Genomic DNA, 17,690 nt, shown 5'->3' with positions numbered 1-17,690 from the left:
TAAAAGACAAACAGTATGGAAAATCGTTTTATTGAAATGGATCAGCTGATCACTGCTGCCGGAAAAAATAAAAATATTTCTCATGCATCGTCATTAACCGATACAATCGCCCGGTCATTTGATGCTGTTTTTTACCGTGTTCCGGGAATTGTGAGTCCTATAAGGCAACCATCCAGCATGGTTTGCTGGGCCACTGTCACTACAATGATGATTTCATGGAAGCGTCAGCAATCTCTGTCCATTGAAACGGCCGTTGGGGGCATTGGGGCCTATTATTTAAGCAAGTATAAAAATAACCAGGGGCTGACTTCCGAGGAAAAAATTCCTTTTCTGAATGCCGCCGGTTTTTTATTTGAATACCCTCAAAGCCTATCTATTGGAGGCTGGGAACGCTTGTTAAAAAACAATGGACCGATTTGGATCACGACAGCCGAGGGTTCGGATGCAAATTTTGGAATCCATGCCCGCATTTTGACTGCCATCAATGGGGATGGCACTGCCGATGGAACCACTATAACCGTTGTGGATCCTGCATCAGGAACTGCCTACAATGAAAAATTTTCCGATTTTCTTGTAAAGTTTGAACGTGAAGTGAGAGTCAGTTCTGCCTGGGATGGACGGATTCAAATTGTTTACTGGCCTGCCGGTACATCCGTTGCCAAAACCTTTACTGCAGAAAAATCATGGAATATATCCGCGCAGGGTGTTGACCTTATAAAAAAATATGAAGGCTTCTTTAGCAAAATGTACAACGACCCTGTGGGACATTGCACAATTGGTTACGGAACGCTTATTCATCAAGGCAATTGCAATGGTGATGAAACTGAAAAAGTGTTTACGAATGGCATCACGGAAACAAAAGCTTTGGAATTATTGCGGGATGAAGTAAATAAACATATGCAAACCATCCGGAAAAATGTTAATGTTGATTTGAACCAAAACCAGATAGATTCCCTGGCAAGTTTTACATACAATGTCGGAGACGCAAATTTTTTACAGTCGACTTTATTAAAGCGGTTGAATGCCGGGAAATATAGCGATGTTCCCTTAGAAATAAGAAAATGGACAAAAGGCAGAATTAACGGGAAGCTGGTTGATTTGCAGGGGCTTGTTAACCGCAGAAATGAAGAAGCTGCACTCTTTGAAACTCCTCTTGCAACCAGCCAGTCCTATACATATTATGCTTTCGGACAAACGGTTTTGAGTGATGCCGATTTGAATAATTACTTATCCGATGCTCTGCCGGTAAGAACTTTAACATTGACCCGGGCCCGCGATATTTTACAAACGCTCGCCGCAAATTCATCTTCAGGCATAACACTGGATGCACCTCCTTTTAATGCTTCTCTAAAGGTTTCTTCTACAAGGAAGTGGATGAAAAAAATAAAAGATCAGCCGGATCAGGAAGTAACCGAAACACATGATGTGCCAAGAACTTATACAGTAAAACCATCCGTTATCAATGGAGTTGAAATCAAGTACATGAATACAGCAACTGGTGGCATATTATTGCCAAATCTCAACAACCTTGATCCCCGCATGGTTGTTTTTCTGTACAAGTTTACTAAATGGCTGAAGAACACCTATGGCGTTGACACGTTGTATCACATGGGCATTGGCCATGGCAGCGGTGCGCAGTTCGATTGTCACAATACGGGACGGGCATTAGATCTTGGTGGACTGAAAGGAACTTATAATGGAACTGCTTTTGAAGTTTTTGTACAAAGAGATTGGGGCAGTAAGCCTGCAAAAATAAACGGAGGGAAAATCTATTACCGCCTTTCTTCATCCGATGGATTTGGATATACGCTGTTTAAAGAGGTGCACCGCTATATCGTTACCCAAATGAGCGATACTTCCAATTATTACGAAGCGGCAAAAACCGGAAGTGACCTGGATGCACGAGTGATTCAGGATGGTGTGGCTATTCCATCCAGTTTTATTATTCATCCTGATCACCCTGATGCAAGCCTGCGTTCGGCCCACAGCAACCACTTCCATTGCCAGGTGGGTACTACTTCATACGAAGCCAATCCGCCGGTGTAATGGTACTATTCAAAAAGGATCAAAATGAACAAATTTGAAACTAAGCTTTTGCCGGCAAATTTAGATGCCATAGCTCCCGATGGTTCAGATGTAAGAATTCTTTTAGGATTAAAGGGTGGAGGTATGGCGCATTTTGAATTGCCACCGAATCAAATATCGAAAGCGGTTACTCACAGAACAGTTGAAGAAATTTGGTACATAATCGCCGGAAGGGGCCAGATGTGGAGAAAGCTCAATGAAATTGAAGAAATAGTAGACCTCTATCCCGATATTTGTATCACCATTCCTTTAGGTACCCGTTTTCAGTTCAGAAGTTTTGGGTATGAACCACTTTCTGCCATAGGAGTTACAATGCCTCCATGGCCAGGTGAAGATGAAGCCATAATGGTTGAGGGTATTTGGAAAAGTACGTTAAATGGGAAGGTATAACTTCTACAGATATCTCAGGCGATTTTACTGCTGATTTTCTCGGATATCCACATTTTAATTATGGATTGCCTGGTAATACCAAGCCGCATAGCTTCTTTATCAAGCTGGTGAACCATCCATGCGGGGAAGTCCACCGTTATTCTTCTTTGTTCCAAACCGGGCCTTTTTAACTGCGTTTTTTCCAGATATTCAACCGTACTCTCGCCTGCTTCAAAAAGGTCATCAAACTCAGATGCTTTCATATATTTCTTTTTCATCTTTCCTGGCTTTTCTGACTGATATCAATCTTATGTTTTTATTACGAATAGTATAAATACCAGCCCAGATCGACTGACCGATTCTTCCGATAATCATTATTCGTGGTTCTTCGGTTGTTCTGGCAGGTATTTCAACTCGCTCCGGATCATTCCAGATTTGTTGCGCTTCAATGAAATCTATTCCATGTTTTGATTTATTCTTTGAACTTTTTTGTTCTTCAAATTCAAATTTCATTGAGACTATTTTGGTACAAATATATGTAATAAATATATAAAAAGAATATATTTATTACATATTAATTTTAGATTTTTCATTTAGTATAACACCGAATACCGGTTAATTCATCCCCCTATATCCCAATGGTGTCATTCCTACAATTTGCTTAAACATCCTGCTGAAATGCTGCGGGTTTTTGAATCCGAGTTCATAGGCTATTTCGCTGGCTGACTGCCTGCCGTCCATAATCCTGTCCTTTGCAATATCGGCTATTTTGAATTGAATATGATCTAGAGGTGATTTACCGGTTTCCTTCTTAATAAGGTCACCGAAGTAATTGGCAGAAAGATGCAATTTATCGGCACAATATTTCACTGAGGGCAAACCAAGCGAACGCGGCTTATCTGTATTGAAATATTCATCCAGCAGCTTTTCAAACCGGATAAGTATATCCTGGTTGACAACGGTACGGGTTATGAATTGCCTGTCGTAAAACCGCACACTGTAATTCAGCAGGAGTTCTATATTTGAAATGATCATGGTTTTGCTGTGCTTATCAATTGTGTGCATCAACTCAGCCTCAATATTCGCAAAGCAGTTATTAATTACCTGTCGTTCCTTTTCTGAAAGATGAAGGGCTTCATGCACTTCATAGGAAAAGAAAGTATAGTTCTTCATAGTATGACCCAGAGAAGTTCCTCGAATGAGATCCGGGTGGAATAACAGGGCTTTCCCTTTAGGACGGGGAGCGTTTACATAATTCTCAACGGTCAGGACTTGTCCCGGGCCAATGAACACCAGTGTTCCTTCCTGGTAATCATAATAATTGCAGCCATATTTGATATTGCCGCATTTTATTTCCTTCAGTGCTATAAAGTAAAAGTCGAAGGACATTTTAACCTGTTCACCTGATTTGGGAGGGGGAGCTTTTGAATAATCCACCATGCTGATCAGCGGGTTGAGCGTTTCTGCACCCATGCTGTCATTATATTCCGAAATGCTTCTGATCATGTTTTTCTCTTTCATGAATCATATGATTTGTGGTCAAAGGTATACTTTGTTTTATTATTAAAACGTCATCACAGTCATTACCAGTAAATCAGGTAATAGAAACAGTAAAACAGATAATCATGGGACTGATTATTCAAACCAATTTTGTACCTGAAATTTTGGTAATTTTTATACCAGGAATCTAATTAAATACCAGTATGAAGAAAAGCATTGTTGTTATTTCATCAAGTCCGCGCAAAGGCGGAAATTCAGACCTCCTTTGTGATCAGTTTATTTCCGGTGCTGTTGATTCCGGACATAATGCTGAAAAGATTGTTCTTAACGATAAGAACATTAATTATTGTACAGGTTGTGGTTATTGTCTTAAGAAAGAAGGGTGTTCGCAAAAGGACGATATGACTGATATTCTTGAAAAACTGGAAACGGCTGATGTAATTGTTATGGCAACTCCGGTATATTTTTATTCGATGTGCGGCCGGATGAAAACGCTGATCGACAGAACCTGTGCCGGGTACACGCGAATCAGCAACAAGGAGTTCTATTTTATTGTAGCTGCTGCCGATTCAAATCATTCAGCAATGGAAAGGACACTCGAAGGTTTTCGCGGATTTACCGACTGCCTGGATAATCCGGTTGAAAAAGGTGTTATATATGGAACTTCAGCATGGAATAAAGGCGAAATAAAAAACAAGCCCACTATGAAGCAGGCTTATGAAGCGGGATTAAATGTATAAGCATTTGGAAAACATAAAAAAATTCAAATTATGAAAAAAAGAATGTTGGGTAACGGTTTAGAAGTTTCCGAAATTGGCCTGGGATGTATGGGAATGAGTTTCGGCTATGGCGTTGTAGCCGATAAACAGCAATCCATCGACCTGATCCGGAAGGCTTATGAATCGGGTGTTACTTTTTTTGATACGGCCGAAGTATACGGACCTTACATTAATGAAGAGCTCGTTGGCGAAGCACTGGAGCCTTCTAAGGGTAAGGTTGTCATCGCCACCAAATTCGGTTTCAATATCGGCGGAGAAGGACTTAATAGTCGCCCCGAACAGATAAGAAGAGTAGCCGAAGCATCACTGAAACGTTTACGGATCAATTGCATCGATTTGTTCTACCAGCACCGCGTTGATCCTGCCGTTCCCATTGAAGAGGTTGCAGGCACAGTGAAAGATCTTATAAAAGAGGGCAAAGTGAAGCATTTTGGATTGTCAGAAGCCGGCGTGAATATTATTCGTCGTGCCCATAGTGTTTGCCCTGTTACTGCTCTTCAGAGCGAATACTCTTTATGGTGGCGTGAGCCGGAGAATGAAATCCTTCCTGTGCTTGAAGAGCTCGGAATTGGTTTTGTGCCTTTCAGCCCGCTTGGAAAAGGTTTTTTGACCGGGAAAATGAATGAAAGCACGACTTTTGATTCTAAGGATTTCCGCAGTACAGTTCCCCGCCTGAGTCCCGAAAACCTTAAAGCTAACCTGGTATTTGTTGATTTAATCCGTGATGTGGCAGGTCGCAAAAAGGTCACTCCGGCACAGGTTGCCATTGCCTGGATACTGGCGCAGAAACCCTGGATGGTGCCGATTCCCGGGACTACAAAAATGGAACGTTTAGAAGAGAATCTGGGTGCAGCCTCTGTTGAATTTTCATCCGAAGATCTGCGTGAAATCGAAACCGCCGCTTCAAAAATCAGACCTGCAGGTGATCGGTATTCAGCAGGTAGCGCTAAGTTAATCAACAGGTAAGAAGCAGGAGGTGAGGAAATGGGAAGGGTGTCCTTATAGCATTATAATTTCCGCTATATTAGTAATTGTATTTGCACTGAATAATACAATTACCTATGAGGCCATTTATAATTTCCCTGTTCGTTAGCTTATTCATTTTGGCTATTCCCAAAGTCAGTTCACAACAAGCAGACTGGACACATTTTCGGGGAAGTAACCTGGATGGAATTTCTGAAGCGCGTGATGTGCCCATTCTCTGGAACGATTCAACCCATATAAAATGGAAATCGGACATTGAGGGTAAAGGATGGTCGTCACCTGTTGTTTACGGTGACCAGGTGTGGTTGACTTCTGCCAGTGAAGACGGTAAAAATATGTGGGGATTATGCCTTGATTTCAACACGGGGAAATTGATTTACAGGATAGACCTGTTTCAGCCGGATTCTGTCTATGGAAAGCATTCAATCAACACCTATGCAACTCCGACACCCTGTATTGAGGATGGTTTTGTTTATATGACCTTCGGAACTTACGGTACAGCGTGTATTGATACAAAGAACGGAAAAGTTAAATGGAAAAGAACTGACCTGAATTGTGATCATGTGCAGGGAGCGGGCGCTTCACCTATTCTCTATAAAAACCTGCTCATCCTTCATGTCGAAGGGGTCGATGTTCAATACCTCGTTGCTCTGAATAAAACGACCGGCGAAACGGTATGGAAGACCGACCGGCCTGCAGAGGTGTATGAGCCATTGGAGCCTATAGGAAGAAAAGCCTATATTACCCCGATAATTGTAAATGTGAATGGACTGGATTTACTGATATCAAACGGTTCTGCCGTTTGCATAGCCTACAATCCGTTAACGGGGAAGGAAGTCTGGAGGGTGGTGCAGGGTGAGGATTCAACCATTTCAATGCCCTTCTCAGAGAACGGAACCGTATATTTTTACACCGGCTTTGTTACCGGACCTGAAGACGAAAAATACTGCGAATTATTGGCTGTGGATCCTGCTGGTAATGGAGATGTTACCAAAACGAAGGTAATTTGGCGATTTAAGTCCCCCATTCTTCAACTGCTCACACCGGTTATTAAGGATGGCCTGATTTATACAATCGACACCCGCAACACGCTCTATTGCCTGGATGCCAAAACGGGCAGTGAAGTTTATTCAATGAAACTGAAACGGAAATACAATGCATCACCTGTTTTTGCAGGCGGAAATGTTTATTTCATTTCGGTGAATGGCGAAACATTAATTATTAAAGCCGCCAAATCGCTCCAGGTTATAGCCGAAAACAAATTACCGGGTGAAGTGTATGCCACTCCGGCTATACTCCGGAATTCAATCCTGGTAAGAACAGATGAAGCCGTGTATAGGATAGGGAACTAGGGATTGGTCAGGCGATTTTACTGCTGATTTTCTCGGATATCCACATTTTAATAATGGATTGCCTGGTAATACCAAGCCGCATAGCTTCTTTATCAAGCTGGTGAACCATCCATGCCGGGAAATCCACCGTTATTCTCCTTTGTTCCAATCCGGGCCTTTTCAACTGCGTTTTATCAAGGTATTCAACCGTACTTTCGCCTGCTTCAAAAAGGTCATCAAATTCAGATGCTTTCATATATTTCTTTTTCATCTTTCCTGGCTTTTCTGACTGAAATCAATCTTATGTTTTTATTACGAATAGTATAAATACCAGCCCGGATCGACTGACCGATTCTTCCAATAATCATTATTCTTGGTTCTTCGCTTGTTCTGGCAGGTATTTCAACTCGCTCGGGATCATTCCAGATTTGTTGCGCTTCAATGAAATCGATTCCATGTTTTGATTTATTCGTTGAACTCTTTTGTTCATCAAATTCAAATTTCATTGGGACTTATTTGCTGCAAATATATGTAATAAATATATAAAAAGGATGTATTAATTACATATTAATACAGGACGATATGTTTTAACAATATTTTAGGTTTTTATAAGAAGGTTATGTCTTAATTTCTTTTACATTCGAATCAGAAAATCAAGCGAATACTTATCTGCTTACAATGAAATTCACCTGTAATTAAAATATCAATGAAAACCTTTATTTTTAAAACCGCCGGATTATTGTTATTTGCTATGATTATAGGCACATCAGCCGTTTATTCACAAGGAAAAATATGGCCCTGTTTTCACGGTTCTGACCGTCAGAATATTTCAGCTGAAACCGGGCTTTTAAATACCTGGCCGGCATCCGGACCGGCTATTGCCTGGAAAGCCACCGGTATTGGCGAGGGATACAGTTCCGTTGCCATTGCTGACGGACTCATTTATACGGCAGGCAAGGCAGATAACCAGACTTACATTTTTGCCTTTGACATGAATGGTAAATTAATCTGGAAAAAACCAAACGGTGCCGCCTGGGACGTGGAGGTTTCATGGGCATCCAGTTATAAAGGGCCCCGAAGCACTCCCACTTATGATAAAGGCGTTGTTTACCACCTGAGTGAAGCCGGGCGACTCGCAGCTTATAAGGCAAAAACGGGTGAATTAATCTGGGCAAGGGAACTTACCAAGGATTTCCAGGCTGAAATCCCTATGTACGGTTATTCGGAATCGGTATTGGTTGACGGAAATAATTTATATGTGCGACCCGCCGGGAAACTGGCCCACCAGGTTTGCCTGGATAAAATGACTGGAAAAACCATCTGGACCAATAAGGAAATACCGGGAGAATGTGGTTACAATTCATTGGTGACCTGTGATTTCAATGGAATTCACCAGATTATCGGTGCCAGTTCGAACTGTTTTTACAGTGTGGATGCCAAAACAGGTAAGCTTCTCTGGAAATTCGATTATGAGAACCAGCACAGCCTTAATTGTACGGATGTGGTTACCTATAGCAACTATGTATTTATTACCACTGTTAACAAGGGATGCGCGCTCTTAAAAATGGCCCCGTCAGGAACAGGTATTTCCGTTCAACCGGTATGGCAGAATGACCAGGTTATGGATTGCTATCATGGCGGTGTTTTGCTCCACAACGGTTATGTTTATGGGTCGGGAACCAGCACAAGGAGCTGGTTCTGTATAGAACTTCTTACCGGTAAACAGATGTGGAAAACAACCGGAACAGGATCATTAACCTATGCCGACGGTATGGTATACCTGTATGATGAAAAGGGAACTCTTAAACTGGCAAAGGCATCACAAAACGGGTTCGAAAAAGCAGGAGAGTTCAAATTGCCTGCTACCGGAAAAGGACCGTATTGGGCCCATCCTGTTGTATTCGGAGGAAAGCTTTTTGTTCGTTATGATGATAACCTCTTTGCTTACGACATTATAAAAAAATAATCATACAAATCATACCGTTTCTTTAAGGCATCGCTTTATCATACATTGCGTCCGGCTGCTTTTTTGCTAACAATTTCATAATATTGTCAGGATTAGATATTAATTGTTTATGCAGCTTGAATTAGACCGCATCACCAAACAATACGAAGGTAACCGGCCCGTATTGGACAATATAACCCTTACGCTCGATGAAGGAAGTTCGCTGGCCATTGTCGGACCATCGGGATCCGGCAAAAGCACCTTGCTGAATATGATGGGAACCCTTGACTTTCCGACTACCGGTGAAGTGCGGATCAACGGGAAATCAACCCGGGATTTGCCGGCAAACGAACTGGTTGAGCTGAGAAACATCAAAATAGGCTTTGTTTTTCAAACCCACCTTCTTTTGCCACAGCTTACAACCCTTGAAAATGTATTGCTTCCGGTTATTCCCCGGGGTAAGAACTGTCAGAAACTGGCACCCGAAAAGGCCCTGCAGATGCTCGACTTTGTTGGTTTGTCCGACAAAATCAACCGGCTCCCGGGAGAAATGTCGGTGGGTGAATGTCAGCGTGCAGCGGTTATAAGGGCCCTGATCAATGATCCTGAACTGCTGCTGTGCGATGAACCCACCGGCTCACTTGACCATGACTCGGCCGCATCATTGGGTGAAATGCTGATCAGGCTCAGAACTGAAAGGACTTTTACACTCATTACGGTCACACATTCACCTGACCTGGCGGACCTCATGGACAAAACCTACAGGCTCGTAAATGGTAAAATCTCAGAAAACGGCACGTGGAAAAACTGAAAACAACATCTTCGCTTTCCGCTATAAATGCAGTGTTGCTGATTTTTCCCTGCTGGCTGATGGTGTTCTGGTTCAGAAATGAAATAGCAGTCACCCTGGTATATCGCTTTATACATCTGTCGCAACCGACCGCTAGCACCATACATTTTTTCATTTCCACCTTTCTCAAAATCTCATTATTGCTTTTCATGCTGATCTTTATTCTGTCACTTGTCCGCACCTGGCTGCCGGCTTATAAAGTAAAGAAATTCGTACAGGACAGAAATCCATTTGTATCTGCGATACTGGCAGGATTGGCCGGAGTGATTACCCCATTCTGCTCCTGCTCAGCCGTTCCTGCATTTATTGGATTTCTTGAAGCCGGCATTCCCCTTGGAACAACCTTCACCTTTCTGATCGCTTCGCCGCTGGTAAATGAAATCATCCTCATTATGCTCGCTGGTTTATTCGGCATAAAAGTCATGCTTCTGTATCTGTTATTCGGGCTGATCATAGCGATTGCATCAGGACTGCTGATAGGCAGACTCAATATGGAACGGTTTTTACCCGCCTGGCTGTTGACTTTCCGGAATGAAAAAATTCCTGAACATTTTCCGATGACATTGAATGACCGGTTCACAGTAGCTTTTATTTCGATTAAGAAAACAGTCGGGCGCATATGGATTTTTGTACTTGCCGGTATGATTACAGGCGCTTTACTGCATGGTTATGTCCCTGAAAACTGGCTAAAGAATGTTCTTTCAGGTGCAAACTGGTATAATATTCCTCTTGCCGCCTTAGCCGGCATTCCACTTTATGCCTGTTCTGCTGCCGTGGTTCCCGTTGCATTTGCACTTACCGATCACGGTATTTCAACAGGAACCGCTATGACATTTATTATGTCGATTGCAGCCCTGAGTCTGCCGGAGTTCATTATGCTCAGGAAAATCATAAACACCCGGTTAATCCTTGTATTTATCGCAATCGTTTTCCTGGGTATAGTAAGTATGGGTTATTTATTCAACTGGCTTTTGTAGAATATGAATCCGTTGAAATTCATTGTCCGAAGCCTGTTTTTTTACAGGAAACAACATGCAGGTCTCTTCCTGGGAATGGTTGTCAGTGCGGCGGTTTTGACGGGTGCGCTGATTATAGGCGATTCCATTCAGTTCAGCCTTGAACGAATGGTTGATAAACGGCTTGGTAAAACCAGTTATGCGGTTATCGGAGGATCGAGATTCATGGAGAGTAAACTTGCTTTGAATCTTAACAACGATCTTCAGTGCCCCGTTTCACCAATGCTCATGCTGAAAGGTATAGCCCTCAATCCTGAAAACGATGCCCGCGTTAACCAGGCCATGATACTGGGCATTGACGGTTCGTTCAATTCCATATCATCAATGCCTTTACCCGGCCTTACCGGTGATGAAGCCCTTGTAAACACCAACACAGCAAACCGGTTGAATTTAAAGGTAGGTGATGACCTTATCATCAGGGTTCAGAGTGCTTCCATGATACCTGTAAACGCTCCCTTTTCAAGAGAACCTGCCCCCAGTGTGGCCATCAGGCTCACGGTAAAATCAATAATCAGCGATGACCAGGCAGGCGGTTTCAATCTGTCCAACAGCCAGTCTGCTGTATTTAATGTATTCACATCCGTTGACGTGCTGGGAGATAAAATGAATCTGCCCGGATTGGCTAATATCCTGCTGATTTCACAAGGCCGTAATCCTATAAATAATAAGGTGATCAGTGAATCCATAAACCGGGTATGGACCCTAAAGGATATGGGGTTGTCACTTAAATTACGGAATAAAGGCCAGGATTACGATGTGGTATCCGACCGGATTTTTATTGATACTATTGTTCAGTATACAGTTAAAAAAGCCGGGATACCCAACGAGGAAATTCTCACCTACCTTATAAATGACATTGCCTCGCATGGGAACCATACACCATACTCTTTTGCTTCCGCAGTTTCCTCCGCCATTTCAGGAAGTAAACTGAATGAGAATGAAGTACTGGTGAACCGGTGGACCGCCGACGACCTGGGTGTTTTAAAGGGTGATTCGGTCAGGTTGACCTGGTATCAAATCGGTCCCAGGCGCACGCTCCATGAAACCACTCAGCAATTCCTTATAAAAGAAATTGTAGAAAACGATAACGGGGCCGACAGTACACTAATGCCCAAATTTCCGGGTCTCTCGGAGGCCGGCAATTGCAGTGACTGGGATGCCGGTGTACCCATCGATATGGAAAGAATCCGCGATAAGGATGAAAAGTACTGGGATGATTACAGGGGTACACCAAAAGTCATTTTGTCTTCTTTGCAGGGCTTAAAAATGTGGAGGAATTCCTTTGGTTCCGCTACGGCATTGAGATTCCGCGAAGCGTATGTCCCGGCAACCCGTTTGACGTCCCTGTTACTAAGCAGTATAAAGCCCTCAGATTTGGGAATACAAATCGTACAGGTTAGAAAAGAAAGTATGAATGCAACGGAAAACTCAGTCAATTTCACGGAACTGTTTCTCGGAATGAGCTTCATCGTCATTGCGGCCGGTTTGTTGTTAAGCGTACTTCTCTTTTCACTCCATTTCGATAGAAGGTCAGCTGAAACGGCCCTGCTGTCAGCGTTAGGTTACAGCCAAAAAAGAATTACGGGAATGAGAATGGTTGAGGCAAGTTTCGTAATCCTATCGGGAAGCACTGTCGGGGCACTTGTGGGAATATTTTATAATAAGGCTTTGATTGAAGCCATTAACACCATCTGGCAGGATATGGTGAGAATGAATGTGCTGACCGTTCATGTGAAAGGAAGTACATTAATTTTGGGTATTCTTACCAGCACTCTGTTTGCAGTGGTTCCGGTGGCATTTGTTACAATGCGTAAGCTGAAACAGTCTCTGGTTACTTCATTGAAAGGCATTGCACCGGATTATCCTCATCTGCGGAGAAAAAAGAACAACCGGAACCTGCCCGCGATGTCGGTTACACAACTAGCCATCAGTAACGTAAAGCGAAACAAGAGCAGGAGTCTAGCCGTTATCATCCTGTTGGCTCTCGGAACTTTTACAATTGTTCTCACCGGTGCCTACAGGAAAACTTTCTATGGAACCGAACAAATAAGAAAATCAGGAACAGGCGGATATTTACTGTGGGCCGAAACGATGAGTCCCGTGTTATTCGATCTGAACGACAGCACCGGAAAAGAAAGACTGATTACTGAAAATCCTGACGACCTTGAAGGCATTAAATTCCTGCAGTTTGAAAAACTGTCGGGTGATAACGCCAGTTGCCTGAACCTTAACCAGGCACAGCATCCTGCCATCCTGGGAATAAACCCGTCCGCCTTTGACTCTGTCGGGGCATTTTCATTTTCTCATTCACCATACGGGAATAAGGAACATCCATGGCTTGAACTCGAAAGGTATCTGAATGACAGTACTTTTCCCGCATTTGCCGACCAGACTGTGCTGCAATACAGCCTGAAAAGGAAAACGGGTGATACGCTTTTTTATATCAGTGAATCAGGAAAAAAAATCGGCCTGGTACTGGCAGGTTCTGTGAACAATTCAATATTTCAGGGTCACATCCTTATATCAGACAGGGTATTCCGTAAACTCTTTCCGTCATCGGGCGGAACACAGGTAATGATGGCTGACGGGCCTCTGTCTAAACAGGAGAGCCTGGCCGGGATATTGTCGCAAAGTCTTGCCGATTACGGAATTGATATAATTCCCGCAAGTCAACGTCTGGCTGAATTTAACAGCGTTGAAAATACGTACCTGTCGGTTTTTATGGCCCTAAGCGGACTTGGCTTCATTATCGGCACAATCGGACTCGGTATTGTTCTGCTTCGCAATGTGCATGAACGACGTCGTGAATTAGCACTTATGATGGCTCTGGGTTACGGTCGTCGACTCATTTTCAGGATGGTATTTATTGAAAATTTGTTCCTGCTTGTAACAGGGTGGGGAACAGGCCTTGTGGCGGCTTTCCTGGCAATCCTGCCATCGCTGTTATCCCCGTTGTTTGATCTGCAGGGCGGATATATTGCAGTACTTACTTTGGGAATCTTTATCAGCGGGGTGATATGGATTTATTTTCCGCTGAAAAGCACATTGAAAAAACCGTTAATACAGGCGTTGAGGAATGAATAATTCAAGCCGTCATTGCGATGACCGATTCCTGCGGTCAGAAGCAATCTGCCCGAACAGGCAGAGCGTTGAGCTTCGAATGACGGTCTTCCTTTGCTGGCAGATTGCTTCACACCGTAGGAACCGGTGTTCGCAATGACGGCATGTTGTTGGCCAATTCCTCATAAACCCCTACCAATTCCTTAGCCAGTTCATTGATATTCAAATACATTTCCGCCCCTTTCCTGGCGTCGTCGCTCAATCGGCGCAATTGATCCGGGTTATCCAGCAACTGTTTCAAAGCTGACATCAACGCTTCCGGAGTATTTTCCTTATAAATGATTCCGCCGCCGGTCTTCTGTATTATTTCAGGAAACGCTCCCAAAGCTGGCTGAACAACCGGTATTCCCGATGCCATGGATTCGGCTATATATATTCCGAATGCTTCACCATTGCGCACAGGAACACATAACAGGGTTGTTTTTTCAAAAAACTTCCGGCGTCCTTCCCCTTCAAATTCCTTATGAAAATCCACATGCTCATTTAACCGGTTCCGGTTTATCTTTTTTTGAATTTCCTTCAGAAAAACCTTATCATCACCCGTATGTCCACCTGTTAATATGAGGTTTACATCCTCATAACCGGGTAGTCTTTTAAGCAAAATAAAGGCGTCTGCGAGTATGTCCATTCCATTCTCGTGACACATTCTTGAGAGATAACCTATATTCCGTTTTTTATCTGCCACGTTACGATAGATATAATCATCGGGGTCAACGCCGATGTGAATGGTGGATATTTTCTCAGGCGACAGGCTCATTTTTTGCATTACCACTTCAGCAAAATAGCGGCTAACCGATACAAAAAGATCAACATGTGCTGAATTTTCGGCCATCAGGTTCCATACCGTTTTCCGACTTTGATCGGTCATCACATCAACCCAAACATCTTCGTCCTGCAGCGTGCACACAACAGGCACCTGCAGCTTTTCTTTAAGTCTTTTTGCCAGTCCCAGCAATAAAGCATTCGACAGGTGTACCACATCCGGTTTGAAATGATCCCGCATCCAGTCAGTCATTTTTTCGAGTTCCTCATGCTGCTTTCCTTTTTCGCCTTCGAGCATCGAAATGGTCATTTCTTCCAAGCCTTTAGCCCTTGTACTTCCGGCCATCGAAGCTGCCAGCCTGAGCATAGGTTTTGAATTCAACAACCTGTCGAACCATGCCGGCGCTTTTTCAAAAACAGGATATAGTTGTTTCAGGTAAATGCTGATGGCCCCGTAAAATACAGGTACATCGGATATATCATGTTCATCCGAAAAAATGGGAAGGTACATGGGCACTTTAATGACATCGTGTCCCATTTTTCGAAGGGCGTCAAAATATTTGCTGTCACGCAGGCAGTTCCCGCAGTAGAAACTGCCCCCTGATCCGGGTATGATGTGAATTATTTTCATATTAGCACATTAGCACATTACTTTTTATATCGATAGGTGGGTTTCGGATACCCCGGGCTTATACTCCGGATTCGATTTATATGAACTTTTACTGTATCACCAGCCACCCATTCAAATTCCTTTACAAACAACTTCTGCAATTCTTCCGGGGGCATTTCCACCCTTGCATTCAAAATCATTTCGGCACGATCACCGGTTCCAGCCGACCATCTTGACGTCAGGGTTTCTGATTTTCCGGTAAGGTTTGCCGAAATATACCGGTCGCCGTTCTCAACAATGATTTTTACATGACCCACATGCAGCTTCTTGTTGTCGAATTCACCGGCCAGTGCCTTCATCAATCTCACTGTAAAATCGTCCCAGTTCACTTTATTGCCTGACAGGCTTGCCAAACAATTCAGCCACCCCAGCACAGCCTCGCCTTGTGCATAACGGTCATAATCAATATCGGGGATGTGCTTCCCGGCATCGTCGCGACTGAGAACACAGTCCAACCAGGATTCTATGCCTGAGTTGGTTTTTGAACTGATGGTTATGATTTCATTCTCAGGGAAATTCTTTTGGAGTAATCCGGAAATCTCTGAAATCTCCCGTTCGGTATAAAGATCTGTTTTAGAAATCGCAATGATATCACTTTCCTCAAGTTGCTTTTTGATGATATAAGCAGCGGCTGGATGCAAGGCATCGTCATCTTCTTCAAAAATAGCCTTTAACCGGGCTGGATCAGCCAGTACAGTCAGCGGCCCTACCGACAGGTCGGTTTTCATCATATCCCTGATAGGATTAATGAGTGTGGCGGAAAGATCGGTGCAGCTTCCCACTGGTTCGGCAATGATTACCTCGGGCTTGCCTGTTTTCTCAATTGCCTTTCGTAATCCTTTAAAATCGCAGCAAAAACAGCTTCCGGCGACCTCAGCCACAGTAACATCCTGGTGTCCGAGAAGGACGGTATCGGCAAGGTCGGTCGCCTGGTCGTTTGTGATTAAACCTGTTGTCAATCCCCGTTTTTTAAGAATAGCGGTGGCTTCAAAAAGCAGGGAAGTTTTGCCTGCGCCAAGGAATCCTCCTGCAAATATCAGCCTGGTCATTTCAAATTGAGGTTAAATCCGAAAACATGTCCGTCCTGTGCGGCAACCACCATCAGTCCTTTGACTATGGCAGGAGTGCTGGCCGAAGGGCTGCCCATATCGTAAGACCAGCTCAGTTTTCCTGTTGAAAGGTCGATCACATACAATCTTCCGTCACCCGAAGTGATCACCACATGGTTTCCGGATATCACCGGTGATCCTGCAATTTTACCCAGCGTTTTATATTGCCAGAGCAATTTGCCATCGGCTTTATTATAGCAGAAAACAATCCGGTTTTCAGAACCAATTACCACCCTGTTTTCTGAAACAGCAGGTGAACCAACGAAAGATCCACCGGTTTGCTCCCAGACTTTTTTCTTTGTTGCATAATCAACACAATAAAAACCACCGTCATAATCCCCGAAAAATGCCTGGTTTCCTGATAGGGCGCAGGAAGAAGCAATATAGGTGCCGCTGTTGATCTTATGACGGAGCTGGCCTTTTATAAGGTCCACCACGTGCAGGAATCCATCGCATCCACCGAAAACCGCGAGATTTGAAGATACTGCCGGTGCACAATTGATGTAATTGTCCGATGTGTAGTTCCATAGCATCTTACCGGTGGCATCATCAATACAATGCAATGAATAATCGTAACTTCCGACAATGATCCTGACGGCATTTCCCGAAAGGAAATAGCTGGGCGATCCTGAGATTTGTCCTTCGGTGGCATATTTCCACCGTTGTTTGCCTGTTGCCGCGTTCAATGAATACACTTCGCCGCCCATGGTTCCAAAGTACACGTTGTTGTTGTAAAACATAGGTGGTGCTTCAATGGCATCGGCGACTTTAAAAGTCCACATTGCTTTGCCGGTTAACGAAAGGCAATAAAGCGTACCATTGTCCGATCCGATGAATATCGTGTTGTTGCCTATAACCGCCGAGGATTTTGTACCACTTGACATTTTTGAAACCCACGCCACCTTTGCTGATTTGGGAATCGGTATGGCTGAGGAGCCGGTAAGATTCCGATTCCCCCTGAAAACCGGCCATGAATCAGTACCTTGGGCATTGGTTAACAAAACCGTCCCAAATAACAGCCATATCGACAGCATTTCCTTCATTTCTTCATTCTTTCATTCCTTCATTCCTTTCATTCCTTCATTCCTTTCATTCCTTCATTCCTTCATTCCTTCATTCTTTCATTCCTTCATTCCTTCATTCCTTCATTGAAAGCGCCCCGGTTGGACA

The 17,690-nt window shown here is 43.6% G+C and carries 17 protein-coding genes; 9 read left to right on the top strand and 8 right to left on the bottom strand.

Translation table 11 applies throughout. The features are described 5' to 3' along the window. Nucleotides 1-15: 15 nt before the first annotated feature. Both VK179_15675 and VK179_15670 read left to right on the top strand, forming a co-directional pair. The gene (locus VK179_15675) at nt 16-2,046 is read left to right on the top strand and encodes a papain-like cysteine protease family protein (GenBank protein HLO60189.1); all 2,031 of its coding nucleotides are present in this window, start codon (nt 16-18) and stop codon (nt 2,044-2,046) included. A gap of 24 nt (nt 2,047-2,070) precedes the next feature. Then, nucleotides 2,071-2,475 carry a cupin domain-containing protein gene (locus VK179_15670; protein ID HLO60188.1) on the top strand — a complete coding sequence of 135 codons (405 nt, stop codon included), beginning with the start codon at nt 2,071-2,073 and terminating at the stop codon, nt 2,473-2,475. Nucleotides 2,476-2,489: 14 nt separating this feature from the next. Here VK179_15670 and VK179_15665 read toward each other — a convergent pair whose 3' ends face one another. The 3 genes from VK179_15665 to VK179_15655 all read right to left on the bottom strand — a co-directional run bounded on the left by VK179_15665 (nt 2,490) and on the right by VK179_15655 (nt 3,975). Then, nucleotides 2,490-2,717: a hypothetical protein gene (locus tag VK179_15665; protein HLO60187.1), complete on the bottom strand. Its 228-nt coding sequence runs from the start codon at nt 2,715-2,717 to the stop codon at nt 2,490-2,492. Beyond that, complete coding sequence (locus VK179_15660) at nt 2,704-2,967, bottom strand: BrnT family toxin (GenBank protein ID HLO60186.1); 264 nt, start codon at nt 2,965-2,967, stop codon at nt 2,704-2,706. Before VK179_15660 ends, VK179_15665 begins: the two co-directional genes overlap by 14 nt. Before the next feature lie 102 nt (nt 2,968-3,069). Next, entirely contained in the window at nt 3,070-3,975 is a 906-nt protein-coding gene (locus VK179_15655; protein HLO60185.1) for a helix-turn-helix domain-containing protein, read from the bottom strand. Between the two features lie 182 nt (nt 3,976-4,157). On the opposite strand from VK179_15655, the gene VK179_15650 reads away from it, so the two are divergent. From VK179_15650 to VK179_15640, 3 genes are all read left to right on the top strand, one after another. After that, entirely contained in the window at nt 4,158-4,694 is a 537-nt protein-coding gene (locus VK179_15650; protein ID HLO60184.1) for a flavodoxin family protein, read from the top strand. Nucleotides 4,695-4,724: 30 nt separating this feature from the next. Beyond that, complete coding sequence (locus VK179_15645; protein HLO60183.1) at nt 4,725-5,699, top strand: aldo/keto reductase; 975 nt, start codon at nt 4,725-4,727, stop codon at nt 5,697-5,699. 95 nt (nt 5,700-5,794) lie between these two features. Further along, on the top strand, nt 5,795-7,069 hold the full coding sequence (locus tag VK179_15640; GenBank protein ID HLO60182.1) for a PQQ-binding-like beta-propeller repeat protein: 1,275 nt from the start codon (nt 5,795-5,797) through the stop codon (nt 7,067-7,069). 7 nt (nt 7,070-7,076) lie between these two features. On the opposite strand, the gene VK179_15635 is transcribed toward VK179_15640, so the two are convergent. Both VK179_15635 and VK179_15630 read right to left on the bottom strand, forming a co-directional pair. Continuing rightward, nucleotides 7,077-7,304, bottom strand: coding sequence for a hypothetical protein (locus tag VK179_15635; GenBank protein ID HLO60181.1), 228 nt, complete (start codon nt 7,302-7,304; stop codon nt 7,077-7,079). Further along, on the bottom strand, nt 7,291-7,554 hold the full coding sequence (locus VK179_15630) for a BrnT family toxin (protein HLO60180.1): 264 nt from the start codon (nt 7,552-7,554) through the stop codon (nt 7,291-7,293). Before VK179_15630 ends, VK179_15635 begins: the two co-directional genes overlap by 14 nt. A gap of 200 nt (nt 7,555-7,754) precedes the next feature. Here VK179_15630 and VK179_15625 point away from each other — a divergent pair, with 200 nt between their 5' ends. From VK179_15625 to VK179_15610, 4 genes are all read left to right on the top strand, one after another. Beyond that, nucleotides 7,755-9,014, top strand: coding sequence for a PQQ-binding-like beta-propeller repeat protein (locus tag VK179_15625; protein ID HLO60179.1), 1,260 nt, complete (start codon nt 7,755-7,757; stop codon nt 9,012-9,014). Nucleotides 9,015-9,123: 109 nt separating this feature from the next. Then, nucleotides 9,124-9,804, top strand: coding sequence for an ABC transporter ATP-binding protein (locus VK179_15620; GenBank protein ID HLO60178.1), 681 nt, complete (start codon nt 9,124-9,126; stop codon nt 9,802-9,804). Further along, nucleotides 9,792-10,820: a permease gene (locus tag VK179_15615; GenBank protein ID HLO60177.1), complete on the top strand. Its 1,029-nt coding sequence runs from the start codon at nt 9,792-9,794 to the stop codon at nt 10,818-10,820. The genes VK179_15620 and VK179_15615 overlap by 13 nt, the downstream gene beginning before the upstream one ends. A gap of 3 nt (nt 10,821-10,823) precedes the next feature. Beyond that, nucleotides 10,824-13,943, top strand: coding sequence for an ABC transporter permease (locus tag VK179_15610; GenBank protein HLO60176.1), 3,120 nt, complete (start codon nt 10,824-10,826; stop codon nt 13,941-13,943). A 106-nt stretch (nt 13,944-14,049) separates the two neighbouring features. On the opposite strand, the gene VK179_15605 is transcribed toward VK179_15610, so the two are convergent. The 3 genes from VK179_15605 to VK179_15595 are packed head-to-tail and all read right to left on the bottom strand — an operon-like array spanning nt 14,050 to nt 17,563. Further along, nucleotides 14,050-15,372, bottom strand: a complete 1,323-nt coding sequence (locus tag VK179_15605; protein HLO60175.1) for a glycosyltransferase family 4 protein — start codon at nt 15,370-15,372, stop codon at nt 14,050-14,052. Nucleotides 15,373-15,389: 17 nt separating this feature from the next. Further along, entirely contained in the window at nt 15,390-16,460 is a 1,071-nt protein-coding gene (locus tag VK179_15600) for a GTP-binding protein (protein HLO60174.1), read from the bottom strand. Further along, nucleotides 16,457-17,563, bottom strand: a complete 1,107-nt coding sequence (locus VK179_15595; GenBank protein ID HLO60173.1) for a PQQ-binding-like beta-propeller repeat protein — start codon at nt 17,561-17,563, stop codon at nt 16,457-16,459. The genes VK179_15600 and VK179_15595 overlap by 4 nt, the downstream gene beginning before the upstream one ends. Between the last annotated feature and the right edge of the window lie 127 nt (nt 17,564-17,690).

The organism is Bacteroidales bacterium (assembly GCA_035299085.1).
Lineage (GTDB): Bacteria > Bacteroidota > Bacteroidia > Bacteroidales > UBA10428 > UBA5072.
Note: the sequence above shows the minus strand (reverse complement) of the source record. Positions and strands in the feature narration are given on the sequence as shown.